The sequence below is a fragment of the Arthrobacter sp. YC-RL1 genome, from assembly GCF_001454985.1.
Classification (GTDB): domain Bacteria; phylum Actinomycetota; class Actinomycetes; order Actinomycetales; family Micrococcaceae; genus Glutamicibacter; species Glutamicibacter soli.
Genome location: NZ_CP013297.1, coordinates 3,011,042 through 3,027,985 on the forward strand (window position 1 = coordinate 3,011,042; position 16,944 = coordinate 3,027,985).

Sequence of the window (16,944 nt, forward strand, 5' to 3'; positions counted from 1 at the left end):
ACGCCCACAAAATTCCTTCGTTAGGGACATACCTTGCCACAAAATTCTCCTGACAACCTTGGCCGTCTAGTACTGGACTATCTTGGTACAGAGCTGGGCACATTCGAATCAGGGCAATTGATACCCTCCCCAAACGCAACAAAATACTTGGCTACGTACTTGAATGGCGATCCTGATTCAGAAACCCTTCCGTTCGTCGGCCGACATTTCGACGAGCTCTCCATTCCCGACGAGAACCCGAATGAGATCACCGCAAGTGACATCGTGGCGGTCTCATTTCTTTCCGTTAGTATTCCACCGGCTGCAGCGTGGGCCTTATTGCATTCACGTAAAAATAAGATCACCGAGATTCTTTCCGAGATCACACCAGATCTCGCGATAGACGACCCAAACTGCGACTACGGCGTGTTCGACGAAAATTCTTCGCTCCAGCAGTTGTGGACTACTCTGCGCCGAAACGCCTCGGGAGACCGATGGGGCATGGGTCCGGTCTTGACAAGCAAGCTCATGGCTCGCAAGCGCCCGCATCTGGTTCCGATTCAGGACAGCATCGTCCTCGCGGAACTCAATGCCACGGACCGCGACTTCTGGCGCATGTGGTGGCAGGCCATGCAGCTAACCGACAGCGGGCACCGGCCCGTGCGCCACTACGCCCGCAAGCTGCGCGACAGCGTCCCGGCCGCGCATGAACTGTCGCTGCTTCGGGTCCTGGACATCGTCATCTGGATGAACGGCAAGGCCAGAAGAGCAACGGCATAGCGTCAACGAACAAGGGCTCGCATCACCCCGTTTGGGTTGATGCGAGCCCTTGTGCATTGCCTGCTTACATGAAGCCGCGACGAATTACTCGACGAACTCTTCCATGTCCACGTCCGAGGTATCCCGGGTCATGAACAGCGCGATCAAGGTCAGGACTGCACCGATGGCCAGGTAGATGCCCACGCCCACGGTGTTGCCGCCACCGGCGTTCCACAGTGCGATGGCCACGAAGGAGGCCGGGGCCGCGCCGATCACGGAGGACATGTTGTAGGCGATGGCCGACCCGGTGTAGCGGACGTTCGACGGGAACAGCTCCGGCAGGTAGGCGGCCATCGGGCCGAAGGTCAGGCCCATCAGGGTGAAGCCGACAATCAGGCCCACCATGGCGGCGCCCTGGCCCGGTCCGAAGAACAGCGTCCAGCCGGCTCCGAAGATCAGGATGGCCACGGTGACCCAGATCAGGAACTTGCGGCGGCCGAACTTCTCGGCCAGCGGGCCGGAGGCCACGGTGAAGATGCCGAAGAACACCACGCCGATGATCAGCATCGTCAGGAAGACCGGACGGTCGATGCCGAGGCCCGGAACGAATCCTGCCGCGTCGAAGACCTTGCCCTTGGCCTCGGCCGCGGCACGGGCCGCTTCCTCGGTGGCCGGGGCGGTGCCGTAGGTCAGGGTGAAGGAAGTCATCAGGTAGAACAGCACGTAGGTGGCCACCATGATGAAGGTGCCGGCGACAACCGGGCGCCAATGGTGCTTCATGGTCGCCTTGAACGGCGACTTAAGGACCTTGTCCTGGGAAACCACCTTCTGGAAGGACAGCGATTCAACCAGCTTCAGACGGACCCACAGGCCGATGATGACCATGACTGCGGAGAAGTAGAACGGAATGCGCCAGCCCCAGGCCATGAACTGCTCTGGCGTCAGCGAGGTCTGCAGGAAAACGAACATCAGGTTGGCGATGATGAAGCCGACTGGGGCTCCCAGCTGCGGGAAGGTGCCGTAGACGGCGCGCTTGTTCTTCGGGGCGTTCTCGGTGGCCAGCAGCGCGGCGCCCGACCATTCACCGCCCAGCGCCAGGCCCTGGGCGAAGCGCAGCAGCACCAGCGCCAGCGGGGCCAGCACTGTCCACATGCCCTGGGCCGGCGGCAGGAAGCCGATCAGGAAGGTGGAGATGCCCATCAGCAGCAGGGACGCGACCAGGGTGCCCTTGCGGCCCAGCTTGTCGCCATAGTGGCCGAAGACGACCGAGCCCAGCGGGCGGGCCAGGAAGGCCACGCCGAAGATGGCGAACGAGGAGAGGATCGCATTGATCGTCGTGGCATTCGGGAAGAACAGGGCCGGGAAAACCAGCACAGATGCAGTGGCATACGCGTAGAAGTCGAAGAACTCGACCGTGGTGCCGATCATGCTGGCGAACAGCACCCGGCCACGGGTATTCTCCTTAGGCGCTACCGCGGGGTTGGCCTTCGACATGGAGGCGTCTCCTTAGTGATGAGCGAGAATCGAATGTAACAATTCTATGCCCGGGTGCTCAGCATACGGATATCCATGTCCAGCATTTGGACACCTGATTCGATTGCGTCAATCTCGAACCCTCGATTCGACATCCCACTTGCGAAAATACGCATACCCTCGAATCCGGCACGATTTGTAATGTATTCGCATACTCCAATATCAGAGCAATGGCGTCTTAGGAAGAGCCTGGCAACAAGTCAGTTTTAGTCGAGGTCACAAACGAGAAGAGCCGCCGCTCGTCCGGAAGTCGGAAGAACGGCGGCCCTGCGCATGCGGCGCTTAGCTGTGGCGATGCAGGCGGCGTGCCGCCTCGGCCAACGAGCCGGAGAGCGACGGGTAGACCGTGAAGGTCTCAGCCACGTCATCCACATGCAGCGAATTCTGCACGGCGAGAGCCAAAGAGAAGATCAGTTCGCTGGCGCGCGGCGCCACGACCACGCCGCCGATGACGGTTCCGGACCCCTTGCGGGAAACGATCTTGACGAAGCCCTGGTCCACGTTCATCATCTTCGCGCGGGCATTGGTGTTCAGGTCGACCTTGATGATGTTGGCCTGGTACTTGCCTTCGGCCACGGCCCGCTGGGTCACGCCGACGGTGGCGATCTCCGGGGAGGTGAAGATGTTGGAGGCCACCAGGTCGAGGTTCAGCGGCTTGACCGAGTCGCCCAGCAGGTGGGCGACGGCGATGCGTCCCTGCATGGCGGAGACGGAAGCCAGCGCGAACACACCGGTGCAGTCGCCGGCGGCGTAGATGTTGGTGGCGGTGGTACGGGATACGCCGTCAACCTGGATGTGTCCGGACTTGGTCAGCTGCACGCCGGCCTCTTCCAGGCCCAGGCCTTCGGTGTTGGGAATGGAACCCACTGCGACCAGGCAGTGGCTGCCTTCCAGCACGCGGCCGTCGGCCAGGGTCACGAAGACCTTATCGCCCTTGCGCTCCACGCCTTCGGCGCGGGCCTGGGCCACGACGTTCACGCCATTGGACTTGAACACGTCCTCCAGCACGCCGGCCGCGTCCGCGTCCTCGCCTGGAAGCACGCGGTCGCGCGAGGAGACCAAGGTCACCTTGGCGCCCAGCAGGTTGTAGGCGGAGGCGAACTCGGCACCGGTGACACCGGAACCGATGACGATCAGGTGCTCGGGCACCTCGTTCATGTTGTAGATCTGGGTCCAGTTGAAGATGCGCTCCCCGTCCGGCTTCGCGGTCGGAAGCTCACGCGGATGGGCGCCGACCGACAGCAGGATCGCGTCGGCTTCGACGGTCTGCTCGGATCCGTCGGGGCGGGAAACCTGGACGGTGCGGTTGTCCACCAGGCGGCCTTCGCCAATGATGATGCGCACGCCGGCACGTTCGAGGGTGGTGCGGATATCGCCGGACTGCTCCTTGGCAAGGGCCAGCAACCGGTGGTTGACCACCGAAAAGTCGGTTACTGCCGAATCCAGTCCGTCCACGTGGACGCCGAAGGTCTCCGCGTGCTTGACGCGGCGCACCGCGTCCGCGGTGGCGATCAGGGTCTTCGACGGCACAACGTCGGTCAGCACGGCTGAACCACCCATGCCCGCACGTTCCACCACGGTGACATTGGCTCCCAGCTGGGCCGCGCCCATGGCCGCTTCATAGCCGCCGGGACCGCCGCCGAGAATTACCAATCGGGTTGCTTCATTCCTACGTTCTGCGCTCACGCTTCCTATTGTTCACCATGGGCGGATATTGCGCACATCGCCGCCGTTGGCCGCCGGGCGTGATTTTGGTTGTGAAGCACTGGTTTCGCCTGACAAAGCGCCTTGTGGACGGTAGCGTATTTCACGTGACTGATATGCATAATGACCCACAAGTTCTCGCTGCCGAGGCTGCCCAGGCGATCGCCGAGCAGACCGGAGTAGCAAAGCATGACATCGCCCTGGTCCTGGGCTCCGGCTGGGGACAGGCCGCAGAGCTGGTCGGCGAAACCACCCACACGCTGGACGCCACCACGATTCCGGGCTTCCACGCCGCCGCGGTCCCAGGCCACAAGGGCACCATTTCCTCGATCCTGACCGAGTCCGGCAAGCGCGTGCTGGTGCTCGGCGCCCGCACCCACTTCTACGAAGGCCGCGGCGTGCGCGCGGTGGTCCACCCGATCCGCACCGCGGCGGCTGCAGGCTGCACCCAGCTGGTGCTGACCAACGGCTGCGGCGGCCTGAACGAAAACTGGGCCCCGGGCACCCCGGTCATGATCTCCGACCACATCAACCTGACCGCTGCCTCCCCGCTGGAGGGCGCGACCTTCGTCGACCTGACCGACCTGTACTCCTCGCGCATCCGCGGCATCGCCCGCGAGGTCGATTCCACCCTGGACGAGGGCGTGTACGCCCAGTTCACCGGCCCGCACTACGAGACCCCTGCCGAGGTGCAGATGGCCAAGCGCATCGGCGCCGACCTTGTGGGCATGTCCACCGCGCTGGAAGCCATCGCCGCACGCCATGCAGGCATGGAGATCTTCGGCATGTCCCTGGTGACCAACCTGGCTGCCGGCATCAGCCCGGTGCCGCTGAGCCACGAGGAAGTCATCGAAGCCGGCCAGGCCGCCGGCCCGCGCATTTCCAAGCTCCTGGCGCAGATCATCGCCCGCCTCTAGGCCCGGGCCGGGGCGGCGGCCAACCGGTCGCCGCTTCGTAACGCGCGTGTGAGTAAGAACTAGGCAGGGAGAAGAATGGAAAACGTATCCGCACAGGGCCAGCTGCTGGAGACCGCGACCGCTTGGGCGGCCGCGGACCCGGACGAGGCGACCCGCACCGAGCTGCAGGAGCTGGTTTCCCGCGCGGGGACCGACGCCGCGGCAATGGAGGACCTGTCCGACCGCTTCAGCGGGGTGCTGGAATTCGGCACCGCCGGGCTGCGCGCCGAATTGGGCGCAGGCCCCATGCGGATGAACCGCGTCGTGGTGCTGCGCACCGCAGCGGGCATCGCCCGCTTCCTTGAGCAGCAGGCCGACGGGGCCTACACCCCGAAAGTGGTCATCGGCTTCGATGCCCGCTACAACTCGGACGTATTCGCCCGGGATTCGGCCGCCGTATTCACCGCCGCGGGCTTCGATGTGCTGCTGATGCCGGCGCCGTTGCCCACCCCGGTGCTGGCCTGGGCGGTACGCCGCTTTGCCGCGGAAGCCGGCGTCATGGTCACCGCAAGCCACAACCCTCCGCGCGACAACGGCTACAAGGTCTACATCGGCGGCCGCGCCTCTAACGACGCCGGCCGCGGCGCGCAGATCGTCTCCCCCATCGACGCCCAAATCGCGGCGCTGATCGACCACGAGCAGCCGGTCTCGCGGATCCCGCAGGCGGACTCCGGATGGCTGGTGCTGCCCGCCGCGGGCGCCGAGGGCGATATCGAAGCCGAGTACCTGGCCGCCATCGGCCCGGTTGTCGAGCCGCAGCCGGATCGCGACCAGCTGCGCGTGGTGGTCAGCGCCATGCACGGCGTGGGCGGGCACACCATGCGCCAAGCCCTGCTGAACGCCGGGTTCGGCGACGTGCACATGGTCGCCGCGCAGGAGCATCCGGACCCGGAGTTCCCCACCGTGAAGTTCCCCAACCCCGAGGAGCCGGGAGCCATCGACCTGTCGCTGGAACTGGCCCGCGAAGTGGGGGCGGACCTGGTGATCGCCAACGACCCAGACGCCGACCGCTGCGCCGCGGCAGTGGAAGACCAGGGCGCCTGGCGCATGCTGCGCGGCGACGAGGTGGGCTGGCTGCTGGGCGACCACCTGGCCACCCGCCTGCCCGAAGGCCGCAAGCTGGGCAATTCCATCGTTTCCTCGCGCATGCTGGCTGCCATCGCCAAGGATGCAGGGCGCGAGCATGAGGAAACCCTGACCGGCTTCAAGTGGATCTCCCGCGTGGAGAACCTCGGCTTCGGCTACGAGGAGGCGCTGGGCTACTGCGTCGCCCCGGACCTGGTCCTCGACAAGGACGGCATCTCCGCCGGCGTGATGCTCGCAGACCTGGCCGCGCAGCTGAAGGCCGCCGGAAGCAGCATCCCGCAGCGGCTGGATGAGCTGGCAGCCCGCCACGGCGTGCACGTGACCGACCAGCTCTCGCTGCGCTTCACCGACCTGGCGCAGATTCCAGTGCTCATGGACAAGATCCGCACCAATCCCCCGGAGCATCTGGGCGGATCCGCGGTCAGCGAGGTCACCGACCTTTCCCAGGGCTCCGAGAAGCTCCCGGCCACCGATGCCATGGTGCTGCACACATTCTCCGGTGCGCGGGTCATCATCCGCCCGTCGGGAACCGAGCCGAAGCTGAAGTGCTACCTGGAAACCATCGAGCCGGTGGATGACATCGCGCAGGTTGCCCAGGCCCGCCTCGATGCCACGACTCAGGTCCTGGCCATCAAGGAACAACTGGCCGCGTACCTGAACGCCAACTAGTACCTGCCGCCCACGTAGGCGGCACCAACAATTCGAGGACATCATGACTGAACTAAGCGCCCGCGACATCGCCGGCTACATCGACCACACCCTGCTGGCGGCCAACGCCTCGCGCGAGCAGATCGTGGCGATCTGCGAGGAAGCCAAGAAGTACGAATTCAAGTCCGTGTGCGTGAACCCGGTGTGGACTTCGACTGTCGCCCGCGAGCTGGAGGGCTCGGACGTCCTGACCTGCACGGTGATCGGATTCCCTCTGGGAGCTTCCGCCACCGCCACCAAGGTGTTCGAAACCACCCAGGCCGTCGCCGACGGCGCGAACGAGATCGACATGGTCATCGACATCGCCGCCGCCCTGCGCGGGGACCGCGACGCACTGGTCAATGAGATCTTCGCCATCGCCCAGGCCGCCCATGACGGCGGAGCGATCCTGAAGGTCATCATCGAGACCTGCCTGCTGACCGAAGATGCGAAGGTCCTGGCCTGCGAAGCAGCCAAGGCCGCCGGCGCCGATTTCGTCAAGACCTCCACCGGCTTCTCCACCGGCGGGGCCACCGTGGAAGACGTGGCACTGATGCGCCGCACTGTTGGCCCCGAGATGGGCGTGAAGGCCTCGGGCGGCGTGCGCAGCCTGGAAACCGCGCGCGCAATGATCGAAGCCGGTGCAACAAGGCTAGGTTCCAGCTCAGGAGTTGCTATCCTAGAGGGAGAGCAAAGCGGTTCCAGCTACTAGGCAGCCGCATCGAAAGTCAACAAGGAGCAAAAGTGTACTCGAACGGCAAGAACACTGCCCATTCCGGTGAAGGTCGCCTGGCTGGCAACCTGGTCGCCTTCGTTATCTTCTTCGTGGTCTTCGCAGCCGCGTTGTACTCGCTGTCGTTCTGGACTTTTGAAAACGCCTGGATCCCATCCATCCTCTGCTTCGGCCTGACCATCATCGCCTTCGCAGTGCCGATGCACCTCATGGGTCGCGCCGACAAGGCCGAGGACCTGGTTGCCTCCGCTTCGGAGTTCCAGAAGTAAATCGCTTCATCACAGCGGGGAGGCCTTCGGGCCTCCCCGCTGTTGCTTTAACCGGGGTTCGGCCCAGGTCCCAGGCGCTGGTTCCGGCGCGGCCGGCATCCCGGCTTGTAGTGTAGGACCCATGAATCCTTTGATACCCAACGCGTTTGAAGTAATTGTCTTTTACGTTGTCCCCCTGATTGTCACCGTGGTTCTGGCCGTCGTGGTCTACAAGCTCATCAAGGGTCCAGCGAAGGAAACTAACCGCCGCTGGATGTCGGAGGACCAGGATCCCGGCCACGAGGCTTAGGCAGTTGTGAAGATCTGCCTGATATTTCCGTCACGACTGGCCCGTTGAACTTCATCCACGAACTTATCCCGTCTCCATGCCGGACATCGTTGCTATGGTGAGATTATTCGGTTCACAGGCGCTGACCAGTCGATAGGGAGACATCGTGAAGCTGGGACAACAGATTCGACGCTATCCGCTGTTGGCCGTTGCGGTCATCGCCCTGCTGGCCACCGGTGCCACGGCACTGGCCGGTATGGGCACCGCCAGCCGGTGGATCGCGTGGACTGCCATCGCAGTCGCCGTGCTGTGGATCGGCTCGGGAATGGTCAAGGACCTGCTGCGAGGCCGCTACGGGCTGGATATCCTGGCGTTGGTGGCGATCATCGCCTGCCTGCTGGTCGGCGAGTACCTGGCGTCCCTGATCATCGTGCTGATGCTTTCCGGCGGCGAGGCCCTTGAGGACTTCGCCCAGCGCCGGGCCACCAGCGAGCTCTCTGCGCTGCTTGACCGCTCTCCCCTGCAGGCCCACCTCGCTGCCGACGAATCCGGCCAGGATGTCACCGACGTCCCGGTGGAGCAGGTGGAGGTCGGGGACCTGCTGCTGGTGCGTCCCGGCGAGCTGGTGCCGGTTGACGGCCTGATGCGTTCCGAAGCAGGAAGCTTCGACGAATCCTCGCTGACCGGCGAACCGGTTCCGGTGGTCCATGCCAGGGGTTCCGAGGTGATGTCGGGGTCGGTCAACGGGTCGCAGGCCGTGTACCTGCAGGCGTTGCGGCACAGCGGCGACAGCCAGTACCAGCAGATCATCGAGCTGGTGCGACAGGCCCAGGATTCCAAGGCGCCGGTGGTGCGTTTGGCCGACAAGTTCGCGATTCCCTTCACCCTGCTTTCATTGCTGATTGCCGGGATCGCCTGGGCGGTGTCCGGGGATCCGGTGCGTTTCGCCCAGGTCCTGGTGCTCGCCACCCCCTGTCCCCTGCTGATTGCCGTGCCGGTCGCCTTCCTGGGCGGCATGTCCCGTGCGTCCAAGGAGGGCGTGGTGGTCAAGGGAGGTTCGGTGCTCGAACAGCTCGCCAGGGTACGCAGCGCGGCCTTCGACAAAACCGGCACGCTGACCGCGGGCCGGCCCACGCTGGTAGGCATTCGGAGCCAACTTGATCCCGATGACCTGCTGCAGCTCGTGGCCTCCGCAGAGCAGTTCTCCACCCATGTCATGGCCGCAGGCCTGACCGCGGCGCTCGCCGACCGCGGGCTGCCGCTGCTCCCGGCCGAAGACGCGCAGGAAGTCGCCACCAACGGCGTCAGCGCCCTGGTCGACGGACGCCGGGTGGCCGTGGGCAAGCCGTCATTCATCGCCGCCTTGGACCCGTCCCTGCAGCGGGTCGAGCTTGAGCCCGGGCAATCCGCCGCCTACGTCGCGGTGGACGGAAAGTTTGCCGGCGCACTCCTGATGGCCGATGCCCCGCGTCCGGAAGCCTCCGCGGTGCTGCGCTGGATGCGCGACCACGGCGTGGAAAACCAGGTCATGCTCACCGGCGACGTGGAACAGACCGCGCACGGCGTCGCCGCCCAGGTGGGCATCGGCAAGGTCGAAGCGGAGCTTCGCCCGGGACAGAAGGTGCAGCTGCTCAAGGACATGCAGCCGCGGCCGGTGCTCATGCTGGGCGACGGCACCAACGACGCCCCGGCACTGGCCGCCGCGGACATCGGCATGGCCATGGGTTCGCGCGGTTCCACCGCTGCCGGCCAAGCCGCCGACGCCGTGGTCCTGCGCGATTCGCTGGAACCCGTGGCCCAGGTGATGGCCATCGGCCGTTACACCCTGAGCGTTGCGCTCAGCGCCATCTGGATCGGCATCGGGCTGAGCGTGGGGCTGATGCTGATTGCCACCACGGGCGTGATCCCTGCAGTGACCGGAGCCCTGTTGCAGGAAGTCGTGGACCTGGTGGTCATCGTCTATGCGCTGCGCACGCTACGCGGACCCCGCCCCGCCAACTTCCACGGTGCGCTGTCTACCCCGTCGACCGTCGCCTTGGCACAGCACGTGCGCAGCAGGGACTGAGATGATCTTGGATTCTTGGCAACTACGGCTCGATGACTTTTGGGAAGCAGCCCCGGGCAAGGATGCCACGACGCTGGGTGTGGAGCTGGAGTGCCTTGTGGAGTCCGGGATTCCTGCCGGGCATGCGGCATTCGAGCGGGCCAGCCTGCACGACTACCTCGGTGAGGAAGAACAAGCGATACCGCTGCACCGGATGGCTCTGGAAAGCGGGACTCTGAGCCCCGCCAAATGCAGCGAGGCAAGAATCCAGCTCGCCAGCAGCCTGAGGAATATCGGTGAACCCGGACCGGCGGCCGCCATTCTCCAGGACATCGGGCCTGACAACCCGCTGCATGCCGATGCGCAGGCGTTCCTGGGGCTCGCGCTCTTCGACGCCGCAGAAGCGTCGGCAGCATTGAAAACCGCTCTGACGGCGCTCGCACCGGCCCTGCAACTTTGTGCTGGACCGGTGCGCCGCTACGCGCAAGAGCTAGCGGACGGCCGGCTGTCCGAAACCAGTTAGCCCTTCACCGCAGCCGCCGGGGTCGGTTCGAAGATCGCGTAGACCAGGTTCTCCGCCCAGTCCAGCATGGCTTCGTCCGCCAGGTCCCGACCCCCGACTGGGGAGGTCTTCGGCTTGGGAATGAAGATGGCGTTCAGCGCCGGCTTGTTGGCCGACCCCGGGTACAAGCGTTCCAGGCGCACCTGGCGACTGGCCGGCAGGTCCTCGATCTTCGCCGGCGACAGCTTGATGTGGTTACCGACCTGCTGGATGTCGTGAAGCCCCACCGCGCGGGCGCGGATGCGCAGGGCCGCAACGCGCAGCAGATTCTCCACCGGCAGCGGGAGCTTGCCGTAGCGGTCTTCGAGCTCCTCGCGGACCTCGGCCAGCGCCTCGCTGGTTTCCGCGGAGGCGATGTTCCGGTAGGCCTCCAGGCGCAAGCGCTCGCCCGGCACGTAGTCGTGCGGCAGGTGCGCGTTGACCGGCAGGTCGATCTTCATCTCCGTGGCTTCTTCCTCGCCCTCGCCCTTGTAGTCGGCAACCGCCTCGCCGACCAGACGCAGGTACAGGTCGAAGCCCACCCCGGCAATGTGGCCCGACTGCTCGCCGCCGAGCAGGTTGCCCGCACCGCGAAGCTCCAGGTCCTTCATGGCCAGCTGGTAGCCCGAGCCCAGCTCGTTGTGCGCGGCCACGGCCTTCAGGCGTTCCAGGGCCACCTCGCCCAGCGGCTTCTCCGCGTCCCACAGGAAGTAGGCGTAGGCGCGTTCGCGGCCGCGGCCCACGCGTCCGCGCAGCTGGTGCAGCTGCGAGAGCCCGTAGTTGTTCGCTCGGTCGACAATCAGCGTATTGGCGTTGGAGATGTCCAAGCCGGTTTCGATGATGGTGGTGGAGACCAGCACGTCGAACTTCTTCTCCCAGAAGTCCTGGATGATCCGTTCAAGCCGCGACTCGCTCATCTTGCCGTGGGCCACCTCGACGCGCGCCTCGGGAACCAGCTCGCGCAGTTCCGCGGCGACCCGGTCGATGGAGGAGACGCGGTTGTGCACGAAGAACACCTGGCCGTCGCGCATCAGCTCGCGCTTGATCGCGGCGCTGATCTGCTTGTCGCTGCGCGGACCCACATAGGTGAGCACCGGGTGGCGCTCCTCCGGCGGGGTGGCCAGGGTGGAGGTTTCGCGGATGCCGGTCAGGGACATCTCCAAGGTGCGCGGGATCGGGGTGGCGCTCATGGCCAGCACGTCCACGTTGGTGCGCATCTTCTTGAGCTCTTCCTTGTGCTCCACGCCGAAACGCTGCTCCTCATCGATGATCACCAGGCCCAGGTTCTTGAACTCCACGGTCTTTGACAGCAGGCGGTGGGTGCCGATCACGATATCCACGCTGCCGTCCTTGAGCCCGGCCAGGATTTCCTTGGATTCCTTGGCGGTCTGGAAGCGGGAGAGCGTCTTCACACGGACCGGGAAGCCCGAATAGCGTTCGGTGAACGTCTGGTAGTGCTGGGAGGCCAGCAGCGTGGTGGGCACCAGCACGGCGACCTGCTTGGAGTCCTGCACGGCCTTGAACGCTGCGCGCACCGCGATTTCGGTTTTGCCGAAGCCCACGTCGCCGGAGATCAGCCGGTCCATCGGGATTTCCTTCTCCATGTCCGCCTTCACCTCGTTGATGGCGGTGAGCTGGTCGGGGGTCTCGATGAACGCGAAGGCCTCCTCCAGTTCGCCCTGCCACGGGGTGTCGCTGGCGAATGCGTGGCCGCGGCTGGCCATGCGCGCGGAGTACAGCTTGATCAGGTCTCCGGCGATCTCCTTGACCGCCTTGCGGGCCTTGGACTTGGTGCTGGCCCAATCGGAGCCGCCCATCTTGGAGAGCGTCGGGGCCTCGCCGCCCACGTAGCGGGTGATCATGTGCAGCTGGTCCATCGGGACGAAAAGCCGGTCCCCTGGCGCGCCGCGCTTGGAGGAGGCGTATTCGACCACCAGGTATTCGCGCTTGGCGTCCTTGCCGGCGCCGTTGACCTTGCGGGACACCAGTTCCACGAACTTGCCGATGCCGTGCTGCTCGTGGACGATGAAGTCCCCGGCCTGCAGGCTCAAGGGGTCCACGGCATTGCGCTTGCGCTTGACCGTGAGCTTGCGGGACTTGCGGTTCGGGTAGGCGCTGGAGCGTCCCAGCAGGTCCGCCTCGGTCAGCAAACCGGTTTTAAGCTCCTCGAACACGAACCCGCGACCGGCGGCGGCCTGGGTGATTTCGATCAGCCCTGCGGTGGGCTCGGCCGAGAGGTCTTCCACGCGGTGGGCCGGGATCTTGTATTCGCCGAACAGCTCGGACAGGCGCGCGGCCGGGCCGGGGCCTTCGGTGGCAACCACCAGGCGCCAGCCGTCCGCCACCCGGGAGGCGATGAATTCCATCATCGCTTCGATATCGCCCTGGTAGCCGTGCGGTTCGCGGGCCGGGACGCGGATGGTCGCAGCGCCCAGGTCCAGTTCCTCGTCGGAGCCCAGCGAGGTGACCGCCCACCAGGAGACCTTGGCCTGGCGCGCGTGCTCGACGGTCTGGGCGAGCGAAGCGAAATCGCCGGTTTCGAGCTTGCGCCCGGCTTCGGCGGTGCTCAAATCCAGCGGGGCGCTGGCTCCGTCCGAGGCCGAGGCCCAGGCCGCGGCCAGGAACTCGGCGTTGGTTTCGTTCAGGTCGTGGGCGCGGGCGCGCACGCGTTCGGGCTCCATGACCAGTGCGATGGAGGATTCGGGGAGCAGGGAGAGCAGCGGCACCATCTTGTCCACCAGCAGCGGGGCCAGGGACTCCATGCCTTCCACTGCGATGCCTCCGGCGATCTTGGTGAGCATTTCAGTGGCGGCCGGGAAGCTGGCCTTGAGATTCGCCGCGCGGCTCATCACCTTGGGGGTGATGAGCATTTCACGGCACGGGGTCGCGGTGATCGATCTCGGCCCGGCCCCGTCGTGGGAGCGCTGGTCTGCGATGGAGAAGTAGCGCATCGTGTCGATCTGGTCGCCGAAGAAGTCCACGCGCACCGGATGCTCCAGGGTGGGTGGGAAGACATCGATGATGCCGCCGCGCACTGCGAATTCGCCGCGGTGGGTCACCATGTCCACCCGGGCGTAGGCCGCCGCGGCCAGGTCCCGGATCACGGTGTCGAAGCCGGGCTCGGCATCCAGTTCAAGGGTGACCGGGCGCAGCTCGCCCAGGCCCGCCACCAGCGGCTGCAGCACGGCGCGGATCGGCGCAATGATGATCTTCAGGTCCGGGTCCCCGTCATGCAGCCGGCGCAGTACCTCCAGGCGACGGCCCACGGTGTCGCTGCGCGGGGAGAGCCGTTCGTGGGGCAGGGTTTCCCAGGAAGGGAATTCGGCAACGTGCTTGGACGGGAGGTAGGCGGCCAGCGACGCGGAGATGTCCTCGGCCTCTCGGCCGGTCGCGGTGACGATCAGCGTGACCGCGCGCTCGTGTCCCTCGGACAGGCCCTGGCTGACGTGGGCTCCGAGAATCGGGCGCATGCCCTGCGGCGCCGCGATCTCCAGCTCTTCGCTGCGGGTCGAAAAGCTTTGTGATGCACCTTGGCGGATACGGCGGAATGACGATTCCTCGCGCAGGAAATCATGAAGTCCAACTAGGCTCATGCGGCTTTCGTGTCCTCTCGGGCAGGTTAGGGGCCAACGCGCACGAGGCGTTCAGCCCGGTATGACACCACGAACACCGACCGCAAAACGATTCGGCGGCCGGCTAAATGCCAATATGTTGTTTTGATGCCTTCCTAGCCTACCTAATCGAGGTGAACAGATAGGGTTAATGGTGTCCAGTACCCGGGACCGGCAGCTGCCGGTTCTCCCGGCCGCCCAGATTTCTAGATTGGGATACCCATTCATGGCATTGAACGCAAGCACGCAGATCGCCCATCCGGCCGACCAGGTCATCGCCACGCTGGCTGACCGCGGCTTCGCTGAGCACCTGACCTCGCTGGCCAACGGCACCCTGCAGGACTTCACCGTCAGCGGCGACACCGCAGGAGCTTTCACCCTGACCACCGTTCGCGCCATGCCTACCGACCGCGTGCCGGACATCGCCCGCAAGTTCGTCGGCGCCTCGATCCAGGTCACCCAGGTCGAGCAGTGGAGCGCCCCGGATGCCGCAGGCAACCGCTCGGCCAGCGTGAAGATCGATGTCGCCGGTGTGCCGGTGTCGGTGTCGGGCAGCGAGAAGCTGACCGCCCAGGGCGACACCACCGAATTCGCGATTGAGGGAAAAGTCTCCTCATCGATTCCGTTCATCGGCGGCAAGCTCGCCTCGGCAGCCGAGCCGTACCTCGGCAAGGCCCTGAACCTGCAGGCTTCGCAGGTTAACGCCTGGCTTTCGAAGTAGCCTCGACGGCGTCGATTATGACGCCCGACACAGACGCCCGGACCTGCGATTTTTCGCCAGGCCTCCGGGCGTCTGCGTTTTGGGACGTGAATTACGTTAGGGTTGAATACGGTGTGCCGGGAAGTCTGGTCGGCGTGAAATGTTCATTTAACGAAGTAAGCGAGTACAACGCATGACCAACACTCCCTCTTCGGGTTCCCCAAAGAACCTATTTTCCCGGCCGAGCTATAGCGAATCCGTGCGTATCGGCGACATCCTGCGCAAGGAGACCGTCGGCGGCCTGGTCCTGATTGTCGGCGCGGTGCTGGCACTGATCTGGGCCAACACCCCAATGCGCGATTCCTACTTCGCGTTGCGCGACTTCCATTTCGGCCCCACCCTCTTCGGGGTCGACCTGAATCTTTCCATCGGCCACTGGGCGGCCGATGCCCTCTTGGCAGTGTTCTTCTTCCTCACCGGTCTGGAGCTGAAGAAGGAATTCGTCATCGGCGACCTGCGCAACGTCAAGACCGCCGCGGTTCCCGTGGCGGCGGCGTTTGGCGGCGTGGCCGTCCCGGCCATCATCTTCGTGATCGTGGCTGCAGCCTCCGGAGGCTTCGGCAGCGAGCTGATGCAGGGCTGGGCGATTCCCACGGCAACCGACATCGCCTTTGCGGTGGCGGTGCTGGCGGTCATTGGTTCTTCCCTGCCGACCGCGCTGCGCATTTTCCTGCTGACCCTTGCAGTGGTTGACGACTTGATCGCCATCGTGATCATCGCGTTCGTCTTCACCGACGATCTGAAGCCGACCTACTTGGCCTTGGCCCTGATTCCGATCATCCTGTTCACCGTCCTGGCCCGCACCTTGGCGAAGTTCTTCGCCACCCGCCTGTGGGCCGCCTGGGTCATCCTGCTGCCGCTGGGCATCGTCACCTGGATCTTCGTCTTCGGATCCGGCATCCACGCCACTATCGCCGGCGTGATCCTGGGCTTCTGCGTCCCGGTCAAGCGCACCGACGGACGCGAAGGCATCGGCCTGGCCGAGCAGTTCGAGCACCGTTTCCGTCCGCTGTCCTCTGGCTTCTGCATCCCGGTCTTCGCGTTCTTCGCCGCCGGCGTGACCGTGATTTCCCCGGAATCAGGCAGCGGCGGGCTGCTGACCGACCCGGTCTTCTGGGGCATCGTACTAGGACTGGTGCTGGGCAAGCCGATCGGCATCATGGGCTCGACCTGGGTGCTGACCAAATTCACCAAGGCATCCTTGGACAAGGACGCCAAGTGGGGCGACCTGTTCGGCGTGACGCTGCTGGCAGGTATCGGCTTCACCGTCTCGCTGCTGGTCTCCGAGCTGTCCTTCGGCCTGGAGTCGGCGCACTACGAGCACGCTAAGGTCGCCATCCTGGCCGGTTCGTTCATCGCCGCCATCCTCGGCGCCCTGTGGCTGATTCCGCGCAACCGCCGCTACAAGGAGATCGCGGCGCGCGAGTCCCGCGACGACAACAAGGACGGCATCCCGGATGTCTACCAGCAGGGTGAGGACAACTAGTCCCTGACTGGATCGCAACGAGAAAAATCTCTGGTTCCGCCCTCGGGCGGAACCAGAGATTTTTTTGGCTCAGCGTGTTGTTATGCTGCTTCCAGCATGGCGACCTCTGCCGCCACCCAGGCCAGCATGGCGCACTTGACGCGGGCAGGGAACTTGGACACCCCGGCAAAGGCCACCGCATCCTCCAGGACCTCCTCATCAGGGGTCATGGTTCCCTTGGAGCGCATCATTTCCCGGAAGAGATCCAGCTTGTCCAGGAACTCTTCGCGGGTCAGCTCCGGGAGCATTTCGCTGAGCACGGAGGCTGAGGCCATGGAGATGGAACAGCCGTCGCCTTCCCAGCTCATGGCGGTGAACTTCTCGCCTTCCAGCTCCACGCGCACGCGGATCTGGTCCCCGCAGATCGGGTTGTGCTGGTGCGATTCACCGTGGCGGTGGCCGCCCTCCGGTTCCACGAGCGGGGAACCGATGCGGCGCTTTGAATGGTCGAGGATGACCTGCTGGTACAGCTGATCGAGTTCGTTCATT

General features: G+C 65.0%; 14 protein-coding genes. 10 read left to right on the top strand and 4 right to left on the bottom strand.

All coding sequences use genetic code 11. From position 1 onward, the window contains the following. Positions 1–147: 147 nt before the first annotated feature. Positions 148–759 (top strand): DUF6308 family protein, encoded by a 612-nt coding sequence (locus tag ATC04_RS13965; RefSeq protein WP_047118496.1) that lies wholly within the window; start codon positions 148–150, stop codon positions 757–759. Positions 760–843: 84 nt separating this feature from the next. Here the strand turns inward: ATC04_RS13965 and ATC04_RS13970 are convergent, their stop codons facing one another. Together ATC04_RS13970 and ATC04_RS13975 are read right to left on the bottom strand one after the other, a co-directional pair. Beyond that, positions 844–2,232, bottom strand: a complete 1,389-nt coding sequence (locus tag ATC04_RS13970; RefSeq protein ID WP_047118495.1) for an MFS transporter — start codon at positions 2,230–2,232, stop codon at positions 844–846. A 321-nt stretch (positions 2,233–2,553) separates the two neighbouring features. Beyond that, a complete protein-coding gene (locus ATC04_RS13975) occupies positions 2,554–3,957 on the bottom strand; it encodes an NAD(P)H-quinone dehydrogenase (RefSeq protein WP_047118494.1) in 1,404 nt (467 codons plus the stop codon). Between the two features lie 134 nt (positions 3,958–4,091). Here ATC04_RS13975 and ATC04_RS13980 point away from each other — a divergent pair, with 134 nt between their 5' ends. From ATC04_RS13980 to ATC04_RS14005, 7 genes are all read left to right on the top strand, one after another. Then, positions 4,092–4,892: a purine-nucleoside phosphorylase gene (locus tag ATC04_RS13980; protein ID WP_047118493.1), complete on the top strand. Its 801-nt coding sequence runs from the start codon at positions 4,092–4,094 to the stop codon at positions 4,890–4,892. Between the two features lie 75 nt (positions 4,893–4,967). After that, positions 4,968–6,686: a phospho-sugar mutase gene (locus ATC04_RS13985; RefSeq protein WP_047118492.1), complete on the top strand. Its 1,719-nt coding sequence runs from the start codon at positions 4,968–4,970 to the stop codon at positions 6,684–6,686. A gap of 43 nt (positions 6,687–6,729) precedes the next feature. After that, entirely contained in the window at positions 6,730–7,416 is a 687-nt protein-coding gene (deoC, locus tag ATC04_RS13990) for a deoxyribose-phosphate aldolase (protein WP_047118491.1), read from the top strand. Positions 7,417–7,448: 32 nt separating this feature from the next. Beyond that, a complete protein-coding gene (locus ATC04_RS13995) occupies positions 7,449–7,706 on the top strand; it encodes a hypothetical protein (protein WP_047118490.1) in 258 nt (85 codons plus the stop codon). A 121-nt stretch (positions 7,707–7,827) separates the two neighbouring features. Then, entirely contained in the window at positions 7,828–7,995 is a 168-nt protein-coding gene (locus ATC04_RS19420; protein ID WP_157359290.1) for a hypothetical protein, read from the top strand. Positions 7,996–8,140: 145 nt separating this feature from the next. Beyond that, positions 8,141–10,039: a heavy metal translocating P-type ATPase gene (locus ATC04_RS14000; protein ID WP_197413535.1), complete on the top strand. Its 1,899-nt coding sequence runs from the start codon at positions 8,141–8,143 to the stop codon at positions 10,037–10,039. A 1-nt stretch (position 10,040) separates the two neighbouring features. Continuing rightward, positions 10,041–10,541, top strand: a complete 501-nt coding sequence (locus ATC04_RS14005; protein WP_052772275.1) for a tetratricopeptide repeat protein — start codon at positions 10,041–10,043, stop codon at positions 10,539–10,541. On the opposite strand, the gene mfd is transcribed toward ATC04_RS14005, so the two are convergent. Further along, positions 10,538–14,152 carry a transcription-repair coupling factor gene (gene mfd / locus ATC04_RS14010; protein ID WP_047118489.1) on the bottom strand — a complete coding sequence of 1,205 codons (3,615 nt, stop codon included), beginning with the start codon at positions 14,150–14,152 and terminating at the stop codon, positions 10,538–10,540. The genes ATC04_RS14005 and mfd overlap by 4 nt on opposite strands. 244 nt (positions 14,153–14,396) lie before the next feature. Here mfd and ATC04_RS14015 point away from each other — a divergent pair, with 244 nt between their 5' ends. Then, positions 14,397–14,891 carry a DUF2505 domain-containing protein gene (locus ATC04_RS14015; RefSeq protein WP_047118488.1) on the top strand — a complete coding sequence of 165 codons (495 nt, stop codon included), beginning with the start codon at positions 14,397–14,399 and terminating at the stop codon, positions 14,889–14,891. A 172-nt stretch (positions 14,892–15,063) separates the two neighbouring features. Next, complete coding sequence (gene nhaA / locus ATC04_RS14020) at positions 15,064–16,416, top strand: Na+/H+ antiporter NhaA (RefSeq protein ID WP_047118487.1); 1,353 nt, start codon at positions 15,064–15,066, stop codon at positions 16,414–16,416. Between the two features lie 80 nt (positions 16,417–16,496). Here the strand turns inward: nhaA and sufU are convergent, their stop codons facing one another. Beyond that, positions 16,497–16,943, bottom strand: a complete 447-nt coding sequence (gene sufU / locus ATC04_RS14025) for a Fe-S cluster assembly sulfur transfer protein SufU (protein ID WP_047118486.1) — start codon at positions 16,941–16,943, stop codon at positions 16,497–16,499. Position 16,944: the final 1 nt, after the last annotated feature.

What these genes read in the sequence shown, in the direction of transcription:
- ATC04_RS13970 (WP_047118495.1), bottom strand. Translation starts at nt 2,232, where the DNA reads ATGTCGAAGGCCAACCCCGCGGTAGCGCCTAAGGAGAATACCCGTGGC.
- ATC04_RS13980 (WP_047118493.1), top strand. Translation starts at nt 4,092, where the DNA reads ATGCATAATGACCCACAAGTTCTCGCTGCCGAGGCTGCCCAGGCGATC.
- ATC04_RS13985 (WP_047118492.1), top strand. Translation starts at nt 4,968, where the DNA reads ATGGAAAACGTATCCGCACAGGGCCAGCTGCTGGAGACCGCGACCGCT.
- deoC (WP_047118491.1), top strand. Translation starts at nt 6,730, where the DNA reads ATGACTGAACTAAGCGCCCGCGACATCGCCGGCTACATCGACCACACC.
- ATC04_RS19420 (WP_157359290.1), top strand. Translation starts at nt 7,828, where the DNA reads ATGAATCCTTTGATACCCAACGCGTTTGAAGTAATTGTCTTTTACGTT.
- ATC04_RS14005 (WP_052772275.1), top strand. Translation starts at nt 10,041, where the DNA reads ATGATCTTGGATTCTTGGCAACTACGGCTCGATGACTTTTGGGAAGCA.
- mfd (WP_047118489.1), bottom strand. Translation starts at nt 14,152, where the DNA reads ATGAGCCTAGTTGGACTTCATGATTTCCTGCGCGAGGAATCGTCATTC.
- ATC04_RS14015 (WP_047118488.1), top strand. Translation starts at nt 14,397, where the DNA reads ATGGCATTGAACGCAAGCACGCAGATCGCCCATCCGGCCGACCAGGTC.
- nhaA (WP_047118487.1), top strand. Translation starts at nt 15,064, where the DNA reads ATGACCAACACTCCCTCTTCGGGTTCCCCAAAGAACCTATTTTCCCGG.
- sufU (WP_047118486.1), bottom strand. Translation starts at nt 16,943, where the DNA reads ATGAACGAACTCGATCAGCTGTACCAGCAGGTCATCCTCGACCATTCA.